Source organism: Acinetobacter gyllenbergii (assembly GCF_001682515.1).
Classification (GTDB): domain Bacteria; phylum Pseudomonadota; class Gammaproteobacteria; order Pseudomonadales; family Moraxellaceae; genus Acinetobacter; species Acinetobacter gyllenbergii.
Genome location: NZ_KV575262.1, coordinates 94,546 through 115,990, shown reverse-complemented (window position 1 = coordinate 115,990; position 21,445 = coordinate 94,546). Strand labels below are relative to the sequence as shown.

Genomic DNA, 21,445 nt, shown 5'->3' with positions numbered 1-21,445 from the left:
AAATTTTAAAAAATAATTACTTAGAGATATTCTGTTTTGAATTTTATAAAAAAAAGACCTCTCGTTTGGGAAGAGGTCTTATAAAAAGTTTAATCGTATTGAATGGTTACGGTTGCCATTGCGCGGACTTTACCCGCAGTGACATTGGTTGCGGTTTGATAATAGCGAGCAGTGAGTGGAACATTATATTGAACTGTTTGATTTGATTTCACAGTTCCTAGTTCTAACTTATTACCTAGACCAATCACTTGATTTTTATTTTGGTAATTCCATACAAGCTGTACACCAACACCATTTGCTTTAGTCGAATTGGGTTCAAGATTCTTTAAGACTTGAGTGTTATTACCTTCTTGTTGATAGTCAAAGGTTAGACTGATGAGGTTTTTTTCTTCATAGCCTGTTGGATTTTCGCCACCATTACAAAGAATATTGAGTTCAAAAGATTGTTCGCCCTGAGTTGAACCAACACCTTTAAAGCCTGACTTCATCACTGTTGGAAGTTGTACTGCTTTATTAATATCACCTCTCCATTCACATGACGAAGAAGCAATCGTAATCGCGTTACCGTAAACGGTACTGGTTAAGAAGGGGCGATCGCTTCTGTTTCCAGCATAGTAGGTACTATAAACACCCGGAACTAATGTTCCTGAGCCTGTATTTTCTGCTGTTTTCACAATCTCAACAACAAAATAGCCTTCGGCAAGCTTAATGCTAGTACTTGGTACTGGTCGAGTGTAAGGGTAATATCCAGAGAAATTTGTTGCATTAAATGCTTCTCGGTATAGACGAATTCCAATTCCAGGGATGTTGGTTGAATAGATATTATCGCCAAGTGGGCTAATTGCATAGTTTTGTAATAATCGTGCGACCATCATATCACTACGATTACAACTATAAGTTGTGTCTTTGTTGGGCCGAATCTCAAAAAGAGATTTAACCAAGACTTTACCAACAGGGTCACTTGGTCGAACCACGACACGCCCAACTTGCATAGAGACATCAATAGTGGTGAAGCCTGAGCTCGTTGAACAAGCTGCTTGAGCTGCTGTATTAACACCAAAGCCTGCCGCAATTAAAGCACTGCTTAAAAGTAATTTTTTCATTTGCATACGGCCTCAGTCATGATCATGCTTTGCTGATCGTTAGAAATTTGTGCTGTAACATCATAACTGAAGTGGCACTGTTCATTGGCTTCTTCACCCCATTTTACATACAAATCACCTTTTGGCTCTTGTGTACGTAAATACACCATACTGCCTTGCGCAACAATACCAACTGACTCATCTTTAGTATTAAATACTTGTGCTGCAAATGGTAAGCTTTCACCTGCGGCTGTTTTGGTGTTGATGTAAATGGCATAGCCTTTCTTGGTTGAGAAATCAACTTTAGCAATCGCGCCAGCAAAAGGAGCAATACGTTGGCTGGTTTCTTCCAATTCAACATTGGTCGACATTTCTTGTGGGTCAAGTGTGATGTCATTTAAACGGTATGGTGTTACATAAGGGATCACAGCATAACCAGATTTATTTACACTGAGCCCAACGGTATTGTTAACTTTGGCACCGGCAGCATCTGGCGCATAGACCAGTACCATGGTTTGACCTTGTTCAGGACCAAACAAGATGCCTTTATCATGTGCAACAATACTACCGCTGACACTAAGCATCGCTTGCTGATATGAATCGGCAACGCTATAAGAGCCGCCCACAGTTGCAAAGTTAGTACGATAACGGCTGTTAACGTTGAAGCTTGGATTCTGTCTATCTTGATGAGATACCGATGCACCATAGTTGAAACGATCACCGACCATACCACTCATACCGACAGTACGACTGTCTTGAGAAGCAGTTGCATTAATATTGGCAGAACTCTTTCTGAAATTAATTGGGAAAGAAAGCGTCATCAAATATTCAGTATCGCGAGTCTGGTTGTTTGATCCATATTCGATCTGACGATTAGTCGCAGAAAGGCCATAGGTTAAACCTTGATAGTTATTACTATAACCGACTTGGTATTGACGACTGGTTTCGTTACGGTTCCAGTAATCATTCCAAGAACCAACCATGTAAATATTACCCCAACCCTCAGGTAAGCCTTGGTTTAGTGTAATTTGGAATTCACTACGCTGCTTACCGACGGCAAAGGTATTTACACCTTTATCTTCAAGGTCACGAATGAGCAGGGCATCACGCAACTTATAATAATTCTCTGTCGAATAGCGATACGCTGCCAAGGTTAAGTTGGTATTGGTCGGCGAAATAAGTTTGCTATAACTGAGACGGAAACTTTGTCCTGATTGCGACCCTTGCTTGTCAAAATCAGTATTGGATTGGGTAATATCAAAAGACACTGCGCCAATAGGCGTTGCAACTGCCGCACCTAATAATAGCGCACTGTAGTCTTCTGCTAATTGAAAGCCTGTATAACCAGTCAAATAGTTATTCAGACCACGTTGATATTTACCCTGTGTTACCCAAGGCGTTAGATCAATATCGCGGTCACGGAATTCACCGGCTGTAACTGAGTAACGGCTCAGTCCAGGACGTAGCATTTGTACTACCGAAGCATAAGGAACAGCAAGTTTTTGAATTTCGCCATTTGATTCAATAATCGAAACTTCAAGCTCACCACCAAAACCCGTAGGATAGAGGTCATTAATTTCAAAACTACCCGGCGCTACCGTGGTTTGATAAATTAACTGACCTTGTTGGCGAACCTCAACTTTAGCGTTGGTTTTGGCATTACCACGAATACGCGGTGCGTAACCCAGCATACTATTTGGTAGCATGCGGTCATCGCTAGAAAAATCCAAACCACGGTAGCCAAATGAGTCAAATAACTCACCATTGGTAAAACTATCACCTAAGGTCAAGACCCCACGATACTGCGGGAAAGCACGTTGTAAATAGGTGCTTGTCGATTCGTAGTTCGATTTTTTGTTGTTGTTTGAATCGAGTTCGCTTTGCGCGCCATCTTGCCATTGCCACTGACCATTATGGCGAAGTTGCCAACCTGCAATGTTTGCACCTGCAGTAATCGCCATAAAAGCGTTGGTGGTTTCTTTGTTTTCATTTAAGCGGTTAAAGGTTTTATAAGCACTACCGCTATAAGATAAGAATCCAGCATTAACACCGCGATCCCAGATACTTGGGTCAACATAGCCTTGTGCATTTTTTTGCAATGCAATTTGTGGAATCGAAATATCAACACGCAAACGTGAAGTATCGAAATCATAATAAGCGTTTTCGATCCACTCTTCGATTTTGTAACATGCATTTGGCGAATTTGACTCGGTACGGTTCACAAGAACGTCTTGTTTTACGCCGTATTCAAGTAATGAGCTTGAGGTGAAGCAGGTGAAGGCATTTTTATTTTGTTCCGCCGAACGGAACATCATTCTTCTTTTACCAAACCAGTTCCCATTGATATAAACGTCAACGTTATATTCACCTGGTAAAACAGGGTTGCCATATTTAAAACGAGAAATATCTACTTTTTGTGCATCACCGATTAAGAAAACAGAGTCAAATTCTGCTTCCATTGGTGGGGCTTGTTCTGCTGTCTGTTCTACTGCATAAACAGCCATAGGCATCGTCACTGTGATCACCCCAGAAGTAAGGTAATAACATATACGACGCTTCAAGAATTTAGCTGTTGCATTTTTCTTTGACATAATCCGTTCGCCTATTCAATGATAGGTACAAAATCATTTATTGATTTGAAATAAAGTTGTTTGTTATTGAAGCTTGATCTGGTGTTCGATACGACCACCGTAATCGTTGATGCTTACATAGCTCAACTTCTCAGTACTACCTGTTTTCAATTGGATTTTGTCCTCTGAAAAAGGTGACAGCATTAGACCTTTAGGCAGTAGGTCAACTGGCTTTCCTGCATTTTGTTGATAAACCGCAGTCATGGTGACGTGAAACGGCGTTGGATTTTTTACAATAAGCGTTTGTCCACTTTTAACCCATTGCAATTTTTCACCAGCGAGATTGGCATCAGTTTTAATGCTTGCTGGACGATAGAAAAATTTAATGCGTGAACGGATAGCAAGCTGTAAAAAATTATCAGGCGCAGCGTCTTTGCTATTTGCTGTTGGTCTTGGCGGAATATCCAAAACGTTCAGCCAAAAAACAGTTTCTTGTTTTTGATCTAACTGAGCTGCATTGGGTAATGCAGTAATACGAAGAGATTGGCTCTTCGTTGGATCTACACGCGAAATCGGCGGGGTAATCATGAATGGAACTTTAGACTGGTCGGGTGTGCTTTTAGCATCACCTTCATCAATCCATGCCTGAACCAAAGAGGGTTTAGAACCATTGTTACTCACTTGCAAAGTTACTTCACGAGCATCAGATGGATAAATAACGCGAGTACCATGCAAGATAATTTCTGCATGTGTTTGACTTGCGATTAATGCCGATGACATCGTTAAACCAAGCAAAAAATTGTAACCGTTCAGTGCCATTTAAATTTACTCTATGATTGCGTGAAGTTTACAACTGCGAATTTCTAGTGACCTAGAAATTCGCATAGTTTATCAATAGATTATTGATAAATAATAGTGTACTGAACTGAAGTGTTTACTTCACCAGCAGTAGAAGCACCAGTTGCATAGTATTCAGCATAGTAGTTAAGGTCAGCAGTACCGCCTTCTACAACGTCAACCCATTGAGAGTTCGCTTGAGCACCATTGCTACCAGCAGCAAGAACTGGGATTACTTGGTTGTTGTTACCTAATAATTGAACATCAACGTTTTTAGCACCACCAGCGTTTTGGTTAAGTAAACGGCCAGTATTGAAATCAACAGTAGCACCTGGTTCGAAGTAAGTTGCAACTTTACCTTCTGAACAGTTACCTAAGTTAATTTGGAATGGTGTACGACCAGCAACATCACCTGCATTAGCAAGAGTTTGTTTAGAAACAGTTGGAAGCGTTACAGTAAAGTCTTTACCAGCTGGAGTCACGATGTCACAAGTTTTGTCTGTTACTAGACCATTAATTGTAATCGTTCCGTCAGCAGCTTGAGCGTTAGCGATACCTACAACTGAAAGAGCAGCGATCAAAGCAAGTTTTTTCATAATAATTTCTCGAACACATCGGCTAAAAGTTTGAATTAAAATTACTTCTCAGTTGAATATTTGCGCTGAACAAGTAATGTGCGAAATATATATCAGTAGGTATTGAAATTGCAAACTGCATCACACTTTTGTTATGGTTTTTGATCTAAATTTCCGATCATAAATAAGTTATTGATATGAGGAACTTTTATTTTTGATAAAACTTATTTTACCAGTCGGTTTGTTTAATATTGCTTAAGACTGATTGTTTTTTCCTTTTATAAAAAATAGGCTTTTTGGTTGTTTTTTGATCAAAAATGCACAAATTCTATATTTTTATGTGATTTGCTTAACAAAATAGAAAAAATAATTTAGATGAATAATCAAGTTTTTAGAGCGTTTATTAGCCATCTTAACAAAAAGCTCAACGTTCTTTTAAGAATCTTTTAAGGTTCAATCCTTACTTTTTTAGTCATGATTAGATGAAAAAAACACCGTAAAGGAGCTTTCAATGAACATGCTTTATACCCACAAACCGAACTATTATTTCTTTGCACACAAGTTTGTTTTATTCCTAGAGAGTTATTTAAAAAGCCATCCTACGGAGCAGCAGACAAGCTTTAATTTGCAAACGATCTATGATTTATTCAGTCATGATCGTGCCTCAAGTACCACCAATCTAGAAGGTATTTTAAATATCGCAGATGAATATGTACTTGAAACGGATGAGGGCCAGCAGTCATTGATTCAGTCTTATCACGTACATTTAGACAATCATGTATTAACCTTGGAGTTTAATCTAAAGGCTGTAGCAAGCTTAAAAGCAGGTCAAGTGATCGTTAGTCCGCAAGCAGCTTAAGCATTTAAATATTTTCAGAGTTTATGCACTTAGTAAGTAATGTCCTTTATTAAGTGTTTTTTTAACAGGCTGCGTTAATGTCATTGATCCGTTATGATGGACTGATCAGTTGAAAATATACATAGCACTATGGATAAGGACTTTAAGTCAGAAACCTATACGGTAGATGAACGTATCACTGACACCATTCTATGGTTAATGCAGCATCAAGACATTTTTGATTCGTTTCATTTTGATGTACATAGCCAAGAATTGTCAGTCACACATGCAGCAGGGGTTGATATCATCCGTGTTGGAATGTTTTTAAATGCCAAGTATGGCATTTTGGTGACATCAATTTAATCATATCTAAAAAAGCCTTGTCAGATGACAAGGCTTTTTTTGTTTATGCACTCATGGCATCGACAGAGAGTTCTGCAACCGACGGTTTTGGTTTTTCTGCAGTCAATCCTAATTTGGCAAATAAGACCTGATCCTTACCTTCACCTGCATTTGGCGTCGTAAGTAATTTTTCACCAGAGAAGAGTGAATTTGCACCCGCCATAAAGGCAAGCGCTTGGTCTGAGTCACTTAAAGACTCGCGACCAGCTGAAAGACGAATATAACTATGAGGCATAATGATACGTGCGACTGCAATCGTGCGAATCCATTCAGTCACATCTAATTTTTCAACATTTGCCAAAGGTGTTCCTTCGATTGGAACCAGCATGTTAATCGGTACTGATTCTGGATGCACAGGCATAGTCGCAAGTTCATGTAATAAGCCGATGCGGTCATTACGACTTTCACCTAATCCCACAATACCGCCGCTGCATACTTTCATGCCCGCTTGGCGAACATGATCTAAAGTATCAAGACGGTCATCGAAAGTACGAGTGCTGATGATATGTGAATAGTATTCACGAGATGTATCAAGGTTATGGTTGTAATAGTCTAAACCTGCATCTTTTAAACGTTCAGCTTGAGATTGGTTTAACATCCCTAAAGTCATACAAGTTTCTAGACCGAGTGCTTTTACTTCACGCACCATTTCTAATACATAAGGCATATCACGTTCATGCGGGTTACGCCAAGCAGCGCCCATACAGAAACGTGATGAACCAGATTCTTTTGCTGCAAGTGCTTCACGAATAACTTTATCAACGGCTATACGCTTTTCTGCTTCTAACTTAGAGTCGTAACGAGCAGATTGTGAACAATACTTACAATCTTCAGGACATTTACCTGTTTTGATTGAAAGTAATGTGCTGACCTGAATCGAATTCGCTTGGAAGTGCTGACGGTGAACGCCTTGTGCTTCAAATACTAAGTCTAGAAAAGGTTGGTCATATAAAGCTTGGATTTCATCACGAGTCCAGTCATTACGTAAAGTCATTGTTATATCCATGATGATTGATTACAGACATTGAGATTCATCATACAGAAATCGTGCCAAAGCCAAAGGGCAAAAAACATCATTTTTCTATTCAGTGTACTTTTATTTGCTGCAATTGCTGTTGAATTGCCCAATCAATATGTACATTGACGATCTCGTCGTGCCGTGTTTTTGCATCTTGCAATTGCGTCACGATCTCAGGCGAGTATGGAGCATTTCCTAGACCGATTGCAATATTGCGCTTAAAGGATTGGTAGCCTGTACGGCGGATTGGACTGCCTTCGGTATTGGCGAGAAATGTTGCCTCATCCCATTGCCAAATCTCTAGTAAGCTGATGTCATCTAGGTTATGTCTTGGGTCAAAGTCTGGAATTGAAGCCTTTTTAGCAAAGCTATTCCAAGGGCAAATCAACTGACAATCATCACAGCCAAAGATGCGGTTGCCGATACCTGAACGTAACTCTTCAGGAATGATGCCTTTATATTCAATGGTTAAGTATGCAATACACTTTCTGGCATCTAACATATAAGGTTCAACAATTGCCTGTGTGGGGCAAATGTCGATACAGGCTGTACATGACCCACAATGCGCGCTAGCAGGCTGATCAAAGGGCAGATCAAGAGAGGTGAACAGTTCACCTAAAACGAAAAAAGAACCTGATTTTTTATGAATCAATAAGGTGTGTTTACCCGTCCACCCCATACCCGCACTTTCAGCCAAGGATTTTTCAAAGATTGGGGCTGAATCAGCAAAAGGGCGTGATTCAAAATCGCCCACTTTTTCTTTAATACGAGTCGCTAAAGTCTTTAAGCGTCCACGCATGACTTTATGATAGTCACGACCACGTGCATAGCGCGCAATAATGGCCGAGTTGGGTTCAAATGGTACATAACGGGGCTTCGGTGATGCCACAAGATAGTTCATACGCACACAAATAATGCTTTTTGTGCCAGGAACGAGCAAGGTTGGATCAGCGCGTTTTTCCAAGTTTTCTTCTAAATAGTGCATATCTGCATGATAACCACGTTCTAAATATTCCTTAAAACGCGGCATTTGATCTTGAGCATCTGGTTTGGCAATGACACAATCAGCAAAGCCCAAGTCTAAAGCCTGTGCTTTGATCCAGTCTTTTAATGCTTGCGGGTCAAGTTGTAGTAACTTGATTTTATCAGGCATTTTCTGTGACTGTGTTTGAGATGGTGTGCTTGAAGCCATAAAACGAGAATAAGGAGAAAAACATGCAAGCTGTAGTTTACCATAGCCAAAGTATCCAAGCATGGGAGCAGCGTTGGTTTGCTCAGCAAAATTCATCTTTAGGGCTCATGCAGCAAGCGGCTTGGACAATTACACAACAGTTAATGCAACAATTTCAGCAAAATAAGATTCAAAAGATCGCAGTTTGGTGCGGACAAGGCAATAATGCTGGCGATGGCTATTATATTGCTGCATTTCTAAAGCAACATGGATTTAGCATCGCGGTGTTTGCATCTGAACTCGGTCAATCAGTAGATTTAAAACAAGCAGCTGATTATGCACAGTCTTTTCAAGTCGATATTCAAAGCATTGATTATTTATTGTCAGAAAACGCAGTTCATCAAGAACTTCCCATTTTTGACTGTCATATTGATGCTTTATTTGGCATTGGCCTCAACCGAACACTAGACCTAAAATGGCAAGAAATTATTCAGCTGTATAATACGCAAACAGGCTTAAAAGTTTCAATCGATATTCCAAGTGGCTTACAGGCCAACACAGGACAAGCTTTGCCGTGTGCAGTACAAGCCGATCAAACCTTTACCATTCTGGGCTATAAAGCAGGTTTGTTTACGGGTCAAGCTAAGCAATATGTGGGAAAACTACATTTGCTGAGTTTGATTCCTGTTGACCCAGAGTTAAAACCACTTGCCTATCTGTCACCCGAAAAAATCGCATTACCCAAGCGTCAAGCTTTTGGGCATAAAGGCAGCTATGGTCATGTATTGGTTGTAGGTGGACATGCCGATATGGGAGGTGCAGTCATTATGGCTGCTGAAGCTGCGTTTCATGCAGGGGCAGGCAAAGTCAGTGTGATCTGTCATGCTAAACATCATCAGGCCATTTTGGCACGTTCACCAAATATTATGGTGCGAGACATTAATGCTTTAGATCAGGAAGCCATTCAACACCTATTGCTGCAAGTGGATGCAGTCTGTTTTGGGATGGGTTTAGGAAGAGATGAATGGGCAGAGCAGATATATTTGCAATGGCTTGATTTACTCAAGCAAAACTCTCATTTAGAGGTTGTACTTGATGCCGATGGCTTGTGGTTTCTGGCCAAGCATCCGCAACAATTAAACCAGCATCTCTATGCAACACCACATTCAGGTGAGGCCGCAACACTCTTGGGGTGTACTGCTGCGGATATAGAACACGACCGTATCGCTGCAATTTATCAGTTACAACAAAAATATGCTGGACGGTGGGTGTTAAAAGGCGCAGGTAGTTTAATTTTAGAAGAGCAATTATTTATCTGTACACAAGGTAATGCGGGCATGGGTACTGGTGGAATGGGAGATGTACTGGCAGGCATGATTGCCAGTTTAAAAGCTCAATTTCATCAACAGATTGCTTTGCATGAGATCGTCAGCCTACATGCGCAGGCAGGTGATCTGCTGGCTGAGAAGGGTATGCGAGGATTACAAGCCCATGACATGGGAAGAATGATTTATCATGTGGTGAATCAATAATTTTTATTGATGGTGGTGAGGGGGAGTTAGGTTTTTTAACTAGATTGCTTTTAGATTAATCCCATAAATGCTGATAATAGCTTGTAAATAATCTCAAACCTTCCTCGATTTGTTTTTCAGCCTCTGTACTATGATTTCCTGCCAAGACCAACTCAAAAGCAAGAATCATTTTATTTAGATAGTCCAACCAGATGGAATTTAGCTCATCATCACTGAAATCTTGAGGATACTTTGAGTCTACAACCCATGTAGGTAGAGATATATTGTCTTTTTTAATAATTAATTTTCTATATGATCGTAATATAGGAAGAATTTTGTGGGCAATTTCTTTTTTAGAGTCAGCATAATAAGAAATGGGGACAAAGCCGTACCCTTTAATCAAACTTTCCAACTTTTCTTTAAAGTCTATACATGGCTTGATGATTTTATCTAATAGATTACTTTTAATCATATTGGTTTCTTATTTATTTATAGGTTTGTTCATAATTTAACGACGTCTCGTACTGGCACGGCTACGCCCACGAGCCATACCCCCTAAAGCATTAAGTACTGCCATTTTGCTCATACTACCAGAAGCATGGGCGTGACAAATTGCAGCAGCAAGCGCATCGGCAGCATCGGCCTGTGGCTTAATGGTCAAATTGAGTAGACGCATCACCATCATTTGCACTTGTTCTTTATCTGCAGCGCCGTAACCGACAACAGACTGTTTAATTTGGCGAGCAGTGTATTCTGCAACCTGTAAATCCAGATTGACTAATGCGGCAATTGCCGCCCCGCGTGCTTGACCAAGCTTTAAAGCAGAGTCAGGGTTTTGCGCCATGAAGACTTGTTCGACCGCTGCTTCTGTTGGTCCATGAAATTTAACAATTCGCTCAACACCTGCAAAAATACGTTTTAAGCGTTCAGGCATACCTTGTGTTTCAGTACGAATGGTTCCTGCATCAACAAACCGCAGCTTATTGCCATCTTTTTCGATAATTCCATAACCTGTTAAGCGTGAACCAGGGTCAATACCAATAATTAATGACATGAAGCACTATAAAAATAAAAGATTGCCAATATTGTTACATAATGGACTTTTTGCTGCATAGCTTTTTTGTAGTATTTTGAATTATAAGAAAATAGTTGATTTATTGAACGATTCATTAAATCACACTTAAAAAAATTAAAATTGAAGCATGATCTGAGTGCAATCTATAGGAGTAAGGAAAAGTCGTAAAAATGATCGATTTGTACTTAATTTAGGCATTAAGAAGGAAATTATGTGATTTTTCTAAAAAAAATTTGCATTGTGGGGGAGATGGGCGTATAAAGCATCTCATTGATCAGATGTGATGATCAAATGTTGATGCGGGATGGAGCAGTCTGGTAGCTCGTCGGGCTCATAACCCGAAGGTCGTTGGTTCAAATCCAGCTCCCGCTACCAATTTAAAAGTTAATTGAATATTAGCTCTGTGATTATTGAATTGTTGTCTACTTAAGAAATTAGACAGCAAAAAGTTAGCTGAAATAACCCTAAAGAAAGCTAAAAATTATTAGATTCTAGAATTGTAGTTATCCTCTCTCAATTAATCTAGCGTTATAGTAAATCCAAATCGATCACTTGAGCTCAGGAATGAGTGATTTTGTGTTGAAAATTATTAATGAATGGCGTGTAGCCAAAGCCATAAATGGCAATGAGATTTGTGTGCAAATCATCCCTTTAAAGCGTCAGCAAAACACGTTGAACGGCTTTAAATGGGTGGAAGTAGGAAAGAAAGTACTGTTGGAATCGGGTCAGGAAATTGACTTTAATCTAGACGGGAAAAGTTTCTATACCGATGTTAATCAACTTTATCGATTGACATAAATGGTTTACATACTTGTAGTATCTATTTAATACAGATAGATTGTATTAAATCATAATGTAAAAGTTATGGTTTAATTCATAAATGAACAAAGTTTAAAAGGTTTAAAGGTATGTCTGATACAGTTACTGGTACTGTTAAGTGGTTCAACGAAACTAAAGGTTTTGGTTTTATTCAAGCTGACTCTGGCGAAGACGTTTTTGCTCATTTCAGCGAAATCCAAAGCAAGGGCTTCAAAGTATTGAATGAAGGCCAACGCGTTTCGTTTGTTCTTGGTCAAGGTAAAAAAGGACCACAAGCAACTCTAATTACTGTTATCTAATTACTTTAGACCAGTGAAAAAAAAGCTCACACTCTGTGGGCTTTTTTTGTACCTTAAAAAATGCTCATGAATGATGGATATTTGTGAGCATATGGAAATGAAATAATATGTTAAAAATTTATATAAAAAGCAGAATTTTGAATGTTAAATAAAATGAAGTTTTTTAACTATATGAATATTAAAATAAAAAAATATTAATCTTTACTCGGTTTTGCAGAAATGCCTGCTTAAAAACATCATTTAAGCCAGCTGTAAAAGATAGAGATTGCGTGAAAAATGTAAAGTCGTGTATAGTAAAACTGACTAGAAGAATAACACTGTTGATTCAGAAAATCTTTGATCTCGTAGTTTTAGACAAACCTTTCGTTTTATCAGATTTCCTTTCAAAGTTTATGATTCCAAGTTGCTCGCTGCTAAGCGCCCCAATTTTTTAAATATAGGTTTAAGTATATGTCTGATACAGTTACTGGTACTGTTAAGTGGTTTAACGAAACTAAAGGTTTTGGCTTTATTCATGCAGATTCTGGACAAGATGTTTTTGCTCATTTCAGTGAAATTCAAAGCTCTGGCTTCAAAGTTCTAAAAGAAGGTCAACGCGTTTCATTTATTTTAGGTGAAGGCAAGAAAGGACCTCAAGCAACCCAAATTACTGTGATCCAATAATCTTAGATCAGTAAATAAAAAAAGCTCACGATTGATGGGCTTTTTTTATGGCAATCTTTTGAGCATACGTTCCTTTACATAATTCGGTTTATTTTTAAATTTTTTAAATAAACTGTCACTTTTTGTCATAAATTCACCATCTGGTTGAAAAATTGCACTAGTCAGATATACGACTTTTTGCTAATTTATTCTTGTTAATTTATTAGGCAAATTAACAAGTGTGGTACATTTAATGAGCGTTAAAGTTATGGAAAACTTGGAGCCGTATGCTCAAGGGTTTGAGCAAGAAGTTCATGTACATTGTAAAAGATCTTTAGGGACGTTGTTATTCAGCTTTGTCGTCTTGATTGCAACCAGCCTATAAGAAAGAAAAGCACCTTCGGGTGCTTTTTTAATGCTCACTCCTCAGTTTTATTTCGACTTTGGTGTATTTCATTGTTGGCTAGATTTATAAAACAATAAATAGAAAGATTTAGGTAAATAACCTATCAAAAATATTGAAAGATTCTGGTTTTATTGCTCATTTTTTTTTGCGATAAACTATAGCAATTAATCAGTAAGAAATTGTTTTAGGTGAATTTCAAATGTATAGCGGTATAAAAAAGCCAGCGCATTTAGATGATGTTATTTTTAAAGAAAGTAAAGCATATAAAAATTCGAATGAGTGGAGCTGGGTAAATCCGAAACATGGTCAGTTTGATCATCCTGCAAACTATTATGAAAGTTCCTTAGCGGATTGGCATTGTTTTGATGCGCTCAATTCGGATCAAACCTGTGATGTCGTTGTGATCGGTGGCGGATTATTGGGTGCTTCAGCGGCATTGCATTTGGCTGAACAAGGTGTGGATACCATTTTGGTTGAAAAGAACCGAATTGGTTCGGCCGCTTCAGGCCGAAATGGTGGGCAGCTTACGCCAGGCTTAGCCCGTTGGGAAGCTGAGGAGATGATTAAGCGCTTTAGCTATGAAGAAGCTAAAAAACTTTGGCATTTTACGTCGACAGAAGCGATGTCTTTAATTGATCATATCGCAGAAAAATATGCTGTTAACTTAGCACGTAAACGTGGACATATTACCGCTGCTGTACATGAAGGACATTTGATTGCTTTGACTCAAGGTGCAGATGCTCGGAAGTATTTGGGCGAAGATCATACACAGGTTGTTGGTGAATACGAACTTAAGGCTTTAATCAAATCTGATCTTTATAAGGGTGGCTTGGTTGATGACTTAGGTGGCCATATTCATCCACTGGCACTTAACCGCGCCTTAGTACACGGCTTCTGCCAGAATGGCGGGCAGGTGTTTGAACAAACGGAAGTGTTATCAATCACTGAGCAAGCTGATGGTGTTTATGTACAGACAGCATCGGGTGTAATAAAAGCACGTAAAAGTGTAATCATTGCAGTACATCATAATGCATTTAAACTGCTTCCAGAGAAGAAGCAAACAGCCATCCCATTTCATACCTACATTGCCGTTACTGCACCTTTACAACTGCCATTAATAGATTTGTTGCCACAAGATCATCCTGTTTATGATACGCAATTACAGATTGATTACTATCGTGGAGTCTCCAAAAACCGTTTGCTGTTCGGTGGGCAAGGAACAGGAACAAGTTGGTCTGCTGCTAAGATGAATCAATACTTGCTTGGGCGTATTCACAAAGTTTTCCCTCAACTGGAGACTGTTGAGATGGATTTCTGTTGGAGTGGGGTCAGTGATTTGACCATGAATGGCGCGACAGATAACCGTAAGTTTGGAAATAAGTATCCAATTTATGCAGTACACGGCTGGAGTGGGCATGGTGTGGCGCAAACGGTACGAATTGGAAAAGCAATTGCAGACGATTTTTCTGGTGCAAATGCAGATTATGCAATGCTCACCAAAATTCAGCACAGCGATATCTTATTTGGTCGTTTATTGGCTCCGCTAGCGATCCCAATGTCTAAAGGGTGGTATGGTGTAACAGGAATGCTGAATCCTGGAAAAATGGTATCGTTCTAATCTGCGTTCTTATTTGGAAAAAATGTCTCTTCAATGTGAGACATTTTTTCTAGTCTCTAATGAAAAAGTTGTATAAAGCATGGCCTGATCGAAAGCTACGACAACTGACTGATTAGGCTTTATTTTATTCTATATATGAATAAATATAATATGTTAGGCTAAATAAAAAGGATGAAGTCCATGGATGTTATACAAGTTAAAGATTTTTCAGCGGCGACGGGGTACACGCAGGCCATTATGGAAATGGATGAGTGGATCCATACTCGACCTTATTTTTATATCATTAAAGAGCATTACTTGGTCGATGAGGCGATTCGATTGGAGTTTATTATTATTCAGTAATCAAGATGAGTATTTTAAAGGGAGATTCGGTTTTGGATTATTATGCAAAAGTAGATGCATTCTGGGGGAGTGTGAATATTGCTGATGAAAATAAATTCACTTATTTGATGGAAATGTTTGAGCGTGGCGTTCAGCAAAGTGATACCGATATGCTTGAGTTTGTGGCTGATTTGGCATTTAAGATAGAAAATCAAGAGATCAAGGTTTCGGTTTTAAATCATTTGTTATTGTTAGATGGGCATTACCAGCATCAAATGATAACAAAAGAACTGCAAGATATTGCCCATCCATCAAGTGTGGCTAGTATTGCAAAGGTTCTTGAGCAGGGTTTTAAGCGGTTTGAATATACGGCTTCTGATGATGGGGTCATCACAAAATGGTTTAGTCATGCCTTGGCAGATATTGGCACTGAAGAAGCGATCGCTTTAATAAGGCAGCATGCACAAAGCGAAAATGAAGAAATAGCTCAGGAGATGAAATACCGCTTAAGGCGGATAACAGATAAACAATATGGTAGTCTGATAAACAAACCGAAAATGAATGTATTTAAGAGATTTGTGAGTACTTTTAAAAAATTATAAATTAGAGTGTATCGGTTTGCTTCCTGTTTCAAATCATAGACATAATAATCTAAACTATTTTGTTATCTTTGCTTTTTTACTTTATCAGAATTCAAATCATGAAAAAGATCTTACTTTTAGGTGCAATTGTAGCCTCATTGGCAGCGTGTTCAGCAACACCAAATAAAGAGATGACGCCACCAAAAATTGGTATGGCAAACCCTGCGAGCAAATATTGTGTAGAGCAAGGTGGTCAGTTAGAAATTAAAAATGAAGCCAATGGTCAGGTTGGATACTGTAAGTTACCCAATGGTCAAGTGGTCGAAGAGTGGGAGTTATTCCGCGCAAACCAGCCAAAATGTCTAGCAGATGAAGCGACGAAGCTCATTGGTCAGTCTGGATTAAGCGAAGATCAAATCAAACAGAAAACCAAATCAGAGATTGTTCGCAGTGTTGGACCAAACCAGCCTGTCACCATGGATTATCGTGAAAATCGTGTGACGGTAACGATTGACCCTCAGTCTAAGAAGATTACTCAAGCAACGTGTGGTTAATCATTAAAGGCTGTTTAGGCTCTCAATTAGATCAAATTTAATTGGGAGCTTTTTTATACAAGCTATCACATTGGACTTGATAAATTGAGAAATGTACCCATCAATTAGTTTATTGAGTTTATTTTATTTGTTGTGTCAGGATTGATTGTTCAAGATTGCACAAGGTTTTAATTTTCGAGATTTGACATGAATCTACTTCTTATCGTGGTATTTGGCACAATTGCTGAAGTTTTAGTCTGGATTGGCGTGGGTGACCTCGTTGGAAGTATGTGGTATGTCTTTTTCTGGTTCATTATCGCATTCTTCATTGGCCTGAATATGGTTCGTTCAAGTACATCGGGTATTATGCCTCAATTGCAGCAAATGCAGATGACAGGCCAATTAGGTGGTGATCCAGCAGTCACCAAGAAATTAGCACTGGCGATGTCTGGTTTTCTATTGATGGTTCCCGGTTTAATTTCTGATGTATTGGCTGTATTGGTTTTAATTCCACCTGTTCAAACGGCGTTTCGCAATGCATTGATGAAAACCATGGCCAAGCGTCAGCAAGCCATGATGGATAAAATGATGGGTGGTATGGGCGGTGGTGCTGCAGGCCCGAATCCATTTGCTGATTTGATGCGTCAGATGCAGGATATGCAGAATCAACAAGGTGGTGGTCAGTATCGTGATTCAACCATTATTGATGGTGAAGCACGTGAAGTAAAACCTGATCAGAAGAAAATTGAATTTAAAGATGTGAATTGATTTTAATTTGCTTCAAAAAGCACACTTGATCAAGTGTGCTTTTTTTATGGCTTATCTTTTGGGTCTTGAAGATTCTGTGTGGGTTCGGACGTTGCAGCTAAGTTGGCTTCTTTGCTTTGTGGTTGGTAATGGCTCGGTTGCAGTGTCGTAACCTCATTTTCTGATTGTTTATACTTCCGACTGCGATTTGCCCGTTCGCGAAATCCACCTTTATTAATTAATTGAGTCATGCTGTATTCCATAACATGCAAAAGTTTATTTTATCAAATTACGTGAAAGATCAAAATAATATTAAGCACTTAAAGATTTGCTTAAAATCAAAATTCTAATCAAATTGTCATAAAAAATTGTTAATTTGAATGGGTAGGTCAGAAAACTAGATTGAATTCTTGGTTTTTTTTTCATAGGATAAAAGTGCGACATATGAAATTGTTGTAAAAAGAAAATAAAAAATAAGTGGTAGGAGGAATTAATGATGTTATATCAATATCATTGTGCATGTTGTGACAAGGTTGTTGCATCAACTGATAAAGAGTGCCCACACTGTGGCTCTCATCATATCCGCAGTCCGTATGGCATGTGGATGTTCTGTGTGGCGGCATGTTTGGCAGTTGTCGTAGTCATTAAGCTTGCACATTTGTATACGCAACATCATCAAGAAGATCAGCCAGTTCAAAGCAATTCACTCTTTGAAATGTTTAAGCAAGATAATACCAATTCGAATAAATGATGTTAGGGGTAATAAAAAAGCTCGCAAATGCGAGCTTTTTTATGAAAGAGCAGTGTGGATTACAATCCAGCAGCATCTTTAAGGGTTTCAACTTTATCAGTTTTTTCCCACGTGAATGCAGAATCAGAACCTTCACGACCAAAGTGACCATAAGCTGCAGTTTGCTTATACATCGGTTGGATCAGGTTCAGCATACGAGTAATACCATATGGGCGTAAGTCAAAGTGTTCGCGCACCAATTGAATAATTAACTCGTCTGATACTTTACCAGTATTGAACGTATTAATAGAAATTGACGTTGGTTCAGCAACACCGATTGCATAACTCACTTGGATTTCGCATTTATCTGCTAAACCAGCAGCAACAATATTTTTTGCCACATAACGACCGGCATATGCAGCAGAGCGGTCTACTTTCGATGGATCTTTACCAGAGAAAGCACCACCACCATGGCGTGCCATACCGCCATAAGTATCGACAATAATTTTACGACCTGTTAAACCACAGTCACCTACAGGGCCGCCAATTACAAACATACCTGTTGGGTTGATGTGGAATTTAGTACCAGCATGGAACATTTCAGCAGGGATGATTGGCTTAACAATCTCTTCAATAATCGCTTCTTTAAGCTGAATTTGAGAGATTTCAGGATCGTGTTGAGTTGATAATACAACTGCATCTAAACGAACTGGTTTGCCATTTTCATAAGCAAAAGTCACTTGGCTTTTCGCATCTGGGCGTAACCAAGGTAATGCACCTGAACGGCGTAATTCTGCTTGACGCTCCATTAAGCGGTGTGCATAAGAGATTGGAGCAGGCATGAGTACATCTGTCTCACGGCTTGCATAACCAAACATAAGACCTTGGTCACCTGCACCTTGATCTTCTGGCTTTTGGCGGTCAACACCTTGTGCAATCTCAGGAGATTGTTTACCGATCATGTTGATCACGGCACAAGTCGAACCATCAAAACCTAAATCAGAATGGTGGTAGCCGATTCCATTTACGGTTTGACGTACAATCGCTTCGAAGTCCACATTTGCTGTTGTTGTGATTTCACCAGCAAGAACAACCGCACCTGTTTTTACTAATGTTTCACAAGCGACACGCGCATACGGGTCTTCTTTTAGGATTGCATCTAAAATTGCATCGCTAATTTGGTCAGCCATTTTATCTGGATGACCTTCGCTTACAGATTCTGAAGTAAAAACAGCATACTCGCGCATGAACGTCCTATCATTGGTATTTTCAAAAAGACAGAGTATGTTACATCGACTTGGCGGATAGGACTAGCACAAGCTGACTAAAAAGCATGAATTTATTTCATTTTCATGATGTTTTTATTGATATGAGTATCAGTAAAAGTGATATTTAGTGATTTTGATATGAATAAATCTGTAATTTGATGTTCTAATTATTATCATTCTGTTGTGTGTTCTGTTTATCACTTGAACATTTACACAGATAATGCCAAATGAATGCGGGAAAAATAAGAAATATCGTGTATTGCACTTTACCCACTGTCGTTTTTTTAAGACAATAGTCTCAGTTTTTGAAAGATGATTTCTCATCTTCTCTCATCTTATTTGATTTAATCGGATTCTGACTTATGACAACCCCTTTAAATGAACGTCGTATTGCAAACGCAATTCGTGTCTTGGCAATGGATGCTGTGCAACAAGCAAACTCAGGGCATCCAGGTGCACCAATGGGGATGGCAGATATCGCTGATGTTGTTTGGCGTGAATTTTTAAATCATAACCCAAGCAACCCACAATGGGCGAACCGCGACCGTTTCGTATTGTCGAATGGCCATGGTTCAATGTTGCAATATGCATTATTGCATTTGACTGGTTATGATTTATCTATTGAAGATTTAAAACAATTCCGTCAATTACACTCTAAAACACCGGGCCATCCTGAATATGGTTATGCGCCTGGTATCGAAACTACAACAGGTCCATTGGGTCAGGGTATTGCCAATGCGGTTGGTTTCGCTTTAGCTGAAAAAACTTTAGCAGCTCAGTTCAACAAAGACGGTTTGAATGTTGTTGACCACTTCACTTACTGTTTCTTAGGTGATGGCTGTTTGATGGAAGGTATTTCTCACGAAGTATGTTCACTTGCAGGTACTTTGGGTCTTGGTAAACTTGTTGCGTACTATGACGACAATGGTATTTCGATTGATGGTGAAGTTGAAGGTTGGTTCAGTGATGATACTGAACAGCGTTTCAAAGCGTATGGTTGGCAAGTTCTTCGTGTAGATGGTCATGATGCCGCTGCAATTCGCCAAGCAACTGTTGAAGCGAAAGCTGAAACCAATAAACCAACGATCATCATCTGTAAAACGATTATTGGTCTAGGTTCACCAAATAAACAAGGTAAAGAAGATTGCCACGGTGCACCATTGGGTAAAGACGAAATCGTTTTAACCCGTGAAGCATTAGGCTGGAAAGAAGATTCATTTGTTATCCCAGAAGATGTATATGCAGCTTGGGATGCAAAAGCAAAAGGTCAAACCTCTGAAGCAGCTTGGAATGAATTGTTCGCGCAATACCAAGCAAAATATCCAACTGAAGCGGCTGAATTATTACGTCGCATCAATGGTGATTTACCTGCTGAATTTGCTGCACAGGCAGATGCATTTATTGCTGAGACCAATGCAAAAGCAGAAACTATTGCGACACGTAAAGCAAGCCAAAATACTTTACAGGCATTCGGTCCATTACTTCCTGAATTATTGGGTGGTTCTGCTGACTTAGCGGGTTCTAACTTAACACTTTGGAAAGGTTGCCAAGGTGTACAAGAAAACCCAGCGGGTAACTACGTGTACTATGGTGTGCGTGAATTCGGTATGACTGCAATTGCAAACGGCGTGGCTTTACACGGTGGCTTTGTTCCATATGTTGCAACATTCTTGATGTTTATGGAATATGCACGTAATGCGGTACGTATGTCTGCATTGATGAAGCAACGTGTGATTCATGTGTATACGCATGACTCGATCGGTTTGGGTGAAGATGGTCCTACGCATCAACCAATCGAACAAATTGCATCATTGCGTGGTACACCAAACTTAAATACATGGCGTCCATGTGACACAGTTGAAGCTGCTGTTTCTTGGAAATCTGCACTTCAACGTAAAGATGGCCCATCAGCGTTAATTTTCTCTCGTCAAAACTTGCCATTCCAAGCACGTAATGAAGCTCAAATTCAAAACGTTGCAAAAGGTGGTTATGTACTTGCTGAAGAAAAAGGCGAGTTAAAAGCAATCATCATTGCAACAGGTTCAGAAGTTTCATTGGCAATGGAAGCATATGCACAGCTTGAAGGTGTACGTGTCGTATCTATGCCATGTGCTGAAGAGTTTATGAAGCAAGATGCTGCTTACCGTGAAGCTGTATTACCAGCCCATATCCGTGCGCGTGTAGCGGTAGAAGCGGCTCATGTGGATTACTGGTGGAAGTTTGTTGGTTTAGACGGCAAAGTGATCGGTATGACTACTTACGGCGAATCTGCACCAGCAAAAGACTTGTTCCAATTCTTCGGTATTACCACTGAAGCGGTTGTTGCTGCGGTTAAAGAATTGACTGCTTAATCAAATTAAGTGGTATAAAAAAGCGTCCTGATTCAGGGCGCTTTTTTTATG

At 39.3% G+C, this 21,445-nt stretch carries 24 protein-coding genes and 1 tRNA gene; 15 read left to right on the top strand and 10 right to left on the bottom strand.

The window, feature by feature from the left end; all coding sequences use genetic code 11:
* Positions 1-89: 89 nt before the first annotated feature.
* From NG55_RS06570 to NG55_RS06555, 4 genes are all read right to left on the bottom strand, one after another.
* Positions 90-1,103, bottom strand: coding sequence for a fimbrial protein (locus NG55_RS06570; protein ID WP_016660347.1), 1,014 nt, complete (start codon positions 1,101-1,103; stop codon positions 90-92).
* On the bottom strand, positions 1,100-3,673 hold the full coding sequence (locus tag NG55_RS06565) for a fimbria/pilus outer membrane usher protein (RefSeq protein WP_065342774.1): 2,574 nt from the start codon (positions 3,671-3,673) through the stop codon (positions 1,100-1,102). Before NG55_RS06565 ends, NG55_RS06570 begins: the two co-directional genes overlap by 4 nt.
* 63 nt (positions 3,674-3,736) lie before the next feature.
* Positions 3,737-4,471, bottom strand: a complete 735-nt coding sequence (locus tag NG55_RS06560) for a fimbrial biogenesis chaperone (RefSeq protein ID WP_016540437.1) — start codon at positions 4,469-4,471, stop codon at positions 3,737-3,739.
* A gap of 80 nt (positions 4,472-4,551) precedes the next feature.
* Positions 4,552-5,085: a fimbrial protein gene (locus NG55_RS06555; RefSeq protein ID WP_004653088.1), complete on the bottom strand. Its 534-nt coding sequence runs from the start codon at positions 5,083-5,085 to the stop codon at positions 4,552-4,554.
* Positions 5,086-5,575: 490 nt separating this feature from the next.
* Here NG55_RS06555 and NG55_RS06550 point away from each other — a divergent pair, with 490 nt between their 5' ends.
* Together NG55_RS06550 and NG55_RS06545 are read left to right on the top strand one after the other, a co-directional pair.
* Positions 5,576-5,923 carry a hypothetical protein gene (locus NG55_RS06550; RefSeq protein WP_016540436.1) on the top strand — a complete coding sequence of 116 codons (348 nt, stop codon included), beginning with the start codon at positions 5,576-5,578 and terminating at the stop codon, positions 5,921-5,923.
* Between the two features lie 129 nt (positions 5,924-6,052).
* Positions 6,053-6,265 (top strand): hypothetical protein, encoded by a 213-nt coding sequence (locus NG55_RS06545; protein WP_016540435.1) that lies wholly within the window; start codon positions 6,053-6,055, stop codon positions 6,263-6,265.
* A gap of 43 nt (positions 6,266-6,308) precedes the next feature.
* On the opposite strand, the gene bioB is transcribed toward NG55_RS06545, so the two are convergent.
* Both bioB and queG read right to left on the bottom strand, forming a co-directional pair.
* Positions 6,309-7,298: a biotin synthase BioB gene (bioB, locus tag NG55_RS06540; RefSeq protein WP_065342773.1), complete on the bottom strand. Its 990-nt coding sequence runs from the start codon at positions 7,296-7,298 to the stop codon at positions 6,309-6,311.
* A 91-nt stretch (positions 7,299-7,389) separates the two neighbouring features.
* On the bottom strand, positions 7,390-8,514 hold the full coding sequence (gene queG, locus NG55_RS06535; protein ID WP_065343055.1) for a tRNA epoxyqueuosine(34) reductase QueG: 1,125 nt from the start codon (positions 8,512-8,514) through the stop codon (positions 7,390-7,392).
* 23 nt (positions 8,515-8,537) lie between these two features.
* Between queG and NG55_RS06530 the strand changes: the two genes are divergently transcribed.
* The gene (locus NG55_RS06530; RefSeq protein WP_065342772.1) at positions 8,538-10,025 is read left to right on the top strand and encodes a bifunctional ADP-dependent NAD(P)H-hydrate dehydratase/NAD(P)H-hydrate epimerase; all 1,488 of its coding nucleotides are present in this window, start codon (positions 8,538-8,540) and stop codon (positions 10,023-10,025) included.
* 55 nt (positions 10,026-10,080) lie between these two features.
* Here the strand turns inward: NG55_RS06530 and NG55_RS06525 are convergent, their stop codons facing one another.
* Entirely contained in the window at positions 10,081-10,476 is a 396-nt protein-coding gene (locus NG55_RS06525) for a hypothetical protein (protein WP_065342771.1), read from the bottom strand.
* A 36-nt stretch (positions 10,477-10,512) separates the two neighbouring features.
* The gene (ruvC, locus tag NG55_RS06520) at positions 10,513-11,058 is read right to left on the bottom strand and encodes a crossover junction endodeoxyribonuclease RuvC (RefSeq protein ID WP_005241027.1); all 546 of its coding nucleotides are present in this window, start codon (positions 11,056-11,058) and stop codon (positions 10,513-10,515) included.
* 319 nt (positions 11,059-11,377) lie between these two features.
* Here ruvC and NG55_RS06515 point away from each other — a divergent pair.
* The 10 genes from NG55_RS06515 (at position 11,378) to NG55_RS06480 (ending at position 17,066) form a co-directional block, all read left to right on the top strand.
* Positions 11,378-11,454: transfer RNA gene (locus NG55_RS06515), tRNA-Met, on the top strand.
* Between the two features lie 189 nt (positions 11,455-11,643).
* Entirely contained in the window at positions 11,644-11,877 is a 234-nt protein-coding gene (locus NG55_RS06510) for a hypothetical protein (protein ID WP_016540430.1), read from the top strand.
* A gap of 110 nt (positions 11,878-11,987) precedes the next feature.
* The gene (locus tag NG55_RS06505) at positions 11,988-12,197 is read left to right on the top strand and encodes a cold-shock protein (RefSeq protein WP_004653101.1); all 210 of its coding nucleotides are present in this window, start codon (positions 11,988-11,990) and stop codon (positions 12,195-12,197) included.
* Positions 12,198-12,647: 450 nt separating this feature from the next.
* Positions 12,648-12,860, top strand: coding sequence for a cold-shock protein (locus NG55_RS06500; RefSeq protein WP_004653102.1), 213 nt, complete (start codon positions 12,648-12,650; stop codon positions 12,858-12,860).
* A gap of 232 nt (positions 12,861-13,092) precedes the next feature.
* Positions 13,093-13,224, top strand: coding sequence for a hypothetical protein (locus tag NG55_RS21365; protein ID WP_262758204.1), 132 nt, complete (start codon positions 13,093-13,095; stop codon positions 13,222-13,224).
* Positions 13,225-13,444: 220 nt separating this feature from the next.
* On the top strand, positions 13,445-14,863 hold the full coding sequence (locus NG55_RS06495; RefSeq protein ID WP_065342770.1) for an NAD(P)/FAD-dependent oxidoreductase: 1,419 nt from the start codon (positions 13,445-13,447) through the stop codon (positions 14,861-14,863).
* Positions 14,864-15,043: 180 nt separating this feature from the next.
* Positions 15,044-15,205 (top strand): hypothetical protein, encoded by a 162-nt coding sequence (locus NG55_RS20990; RefSeq protein ID WP_171257943.1) that lies wholly within the window; start codon positions 15,044-15,046, stop codon positions 15,203-15,205.
* A 5-nt stretch (positions 15,206-15,210) separates the two neighbouring features.
* Positions 15,211-15,786, top strand: coding sequence for a hypothetical protein (locus NG55_RS06490; RefSeq protein ID WP_065342769.1), 576 nt, complete (start codon positions 15,211-15,213; stop codon positions 15,784-15,786).
* A gap of 98 nt (positions 15,787-15,884) precedes the next feature.
* Positions 15,885-16,319 (top strand): putative hemolysin, encoded by a 435-nt coding sequence (locus NG55_RS06485; RefSeq protein ID WP_016540426.1) that lies wholly within the window; start codon positions 15,885-15,887, stop codon positions 16,317-16,319.
* A gap of 186 nt (positions 16,320-16,505) precedes the next feature.
* Positions 16,506-17,066, top strand: a complete 561-nt coding sequence (locus tag NG55_RS06480; RefSeq protein ID WP_016660343.1) for an FxsA family protein — start codon at positions 16,506-16,508, stop codon at positions 17,064-17,066.
* 44 nt (positions 17,067-17,110) lie between these two features.
* On the opposite strand, the gene NG55_RS06475 is transcribed toward NG55_RS06480, so the two are convergent.
* A complete protein-coding gene (locus NG55_RS06475; protein ID WP_016660342.1) occupies positions 17,111-17,296 on the bottom strand; it encodes a hypothetical protein in 186 nt (61 codons plus the stop codon).
* A gap of 242 nt (positions 17,297-17,538) precedes the next feature.
* Here NG55_RS06475 and NG55_RS06470 point away from each other — a divergent pair, with 242 nt between their 5' ends.
* Positions 17,539-17,796: a hypothetical protein gene (locus tag NG55_RS06470; RefSeq protein WP_004653110.1), complete on the top strand. Its 258-nt coding sequence runs from the start codon at positions 17,539-17,541 to the stop codon at positions 17,794-17,796.
* 59 nt (positions 17,797-17,855) lie between these two features.
* Here the strand turns inward: NG55_RS06470 and metK are convergent, their stop codons facing one another.
* Positions 17,856-19,022 (bottom strand): methionine adenosyltransferase, encoded by a 1,167-nt coding sequence (metK, locus tag NG55_RS06465; RefSeq protein WP_005293361.1) that lies wholly within the window; start codon positions 19,020-19,022, stop codon positions 17,856-17,858.
* A gap of 383 nt (positions 19,023-19,405) precedes the next feature.
* On the opposite strand from metK, the gene tkt reads away from it, so the two are divergent.
* Entirely contained in the window at positions 19,406-21,394 is a 1,989-nt protein-coding gene (tkt, locus tag NG55_RS06460; RefSeq protein WP_065342768.1) for a transketolase, read from the top strand.
* Positions 21,395-21,445 lie beyond the last annotated feature (51 nt).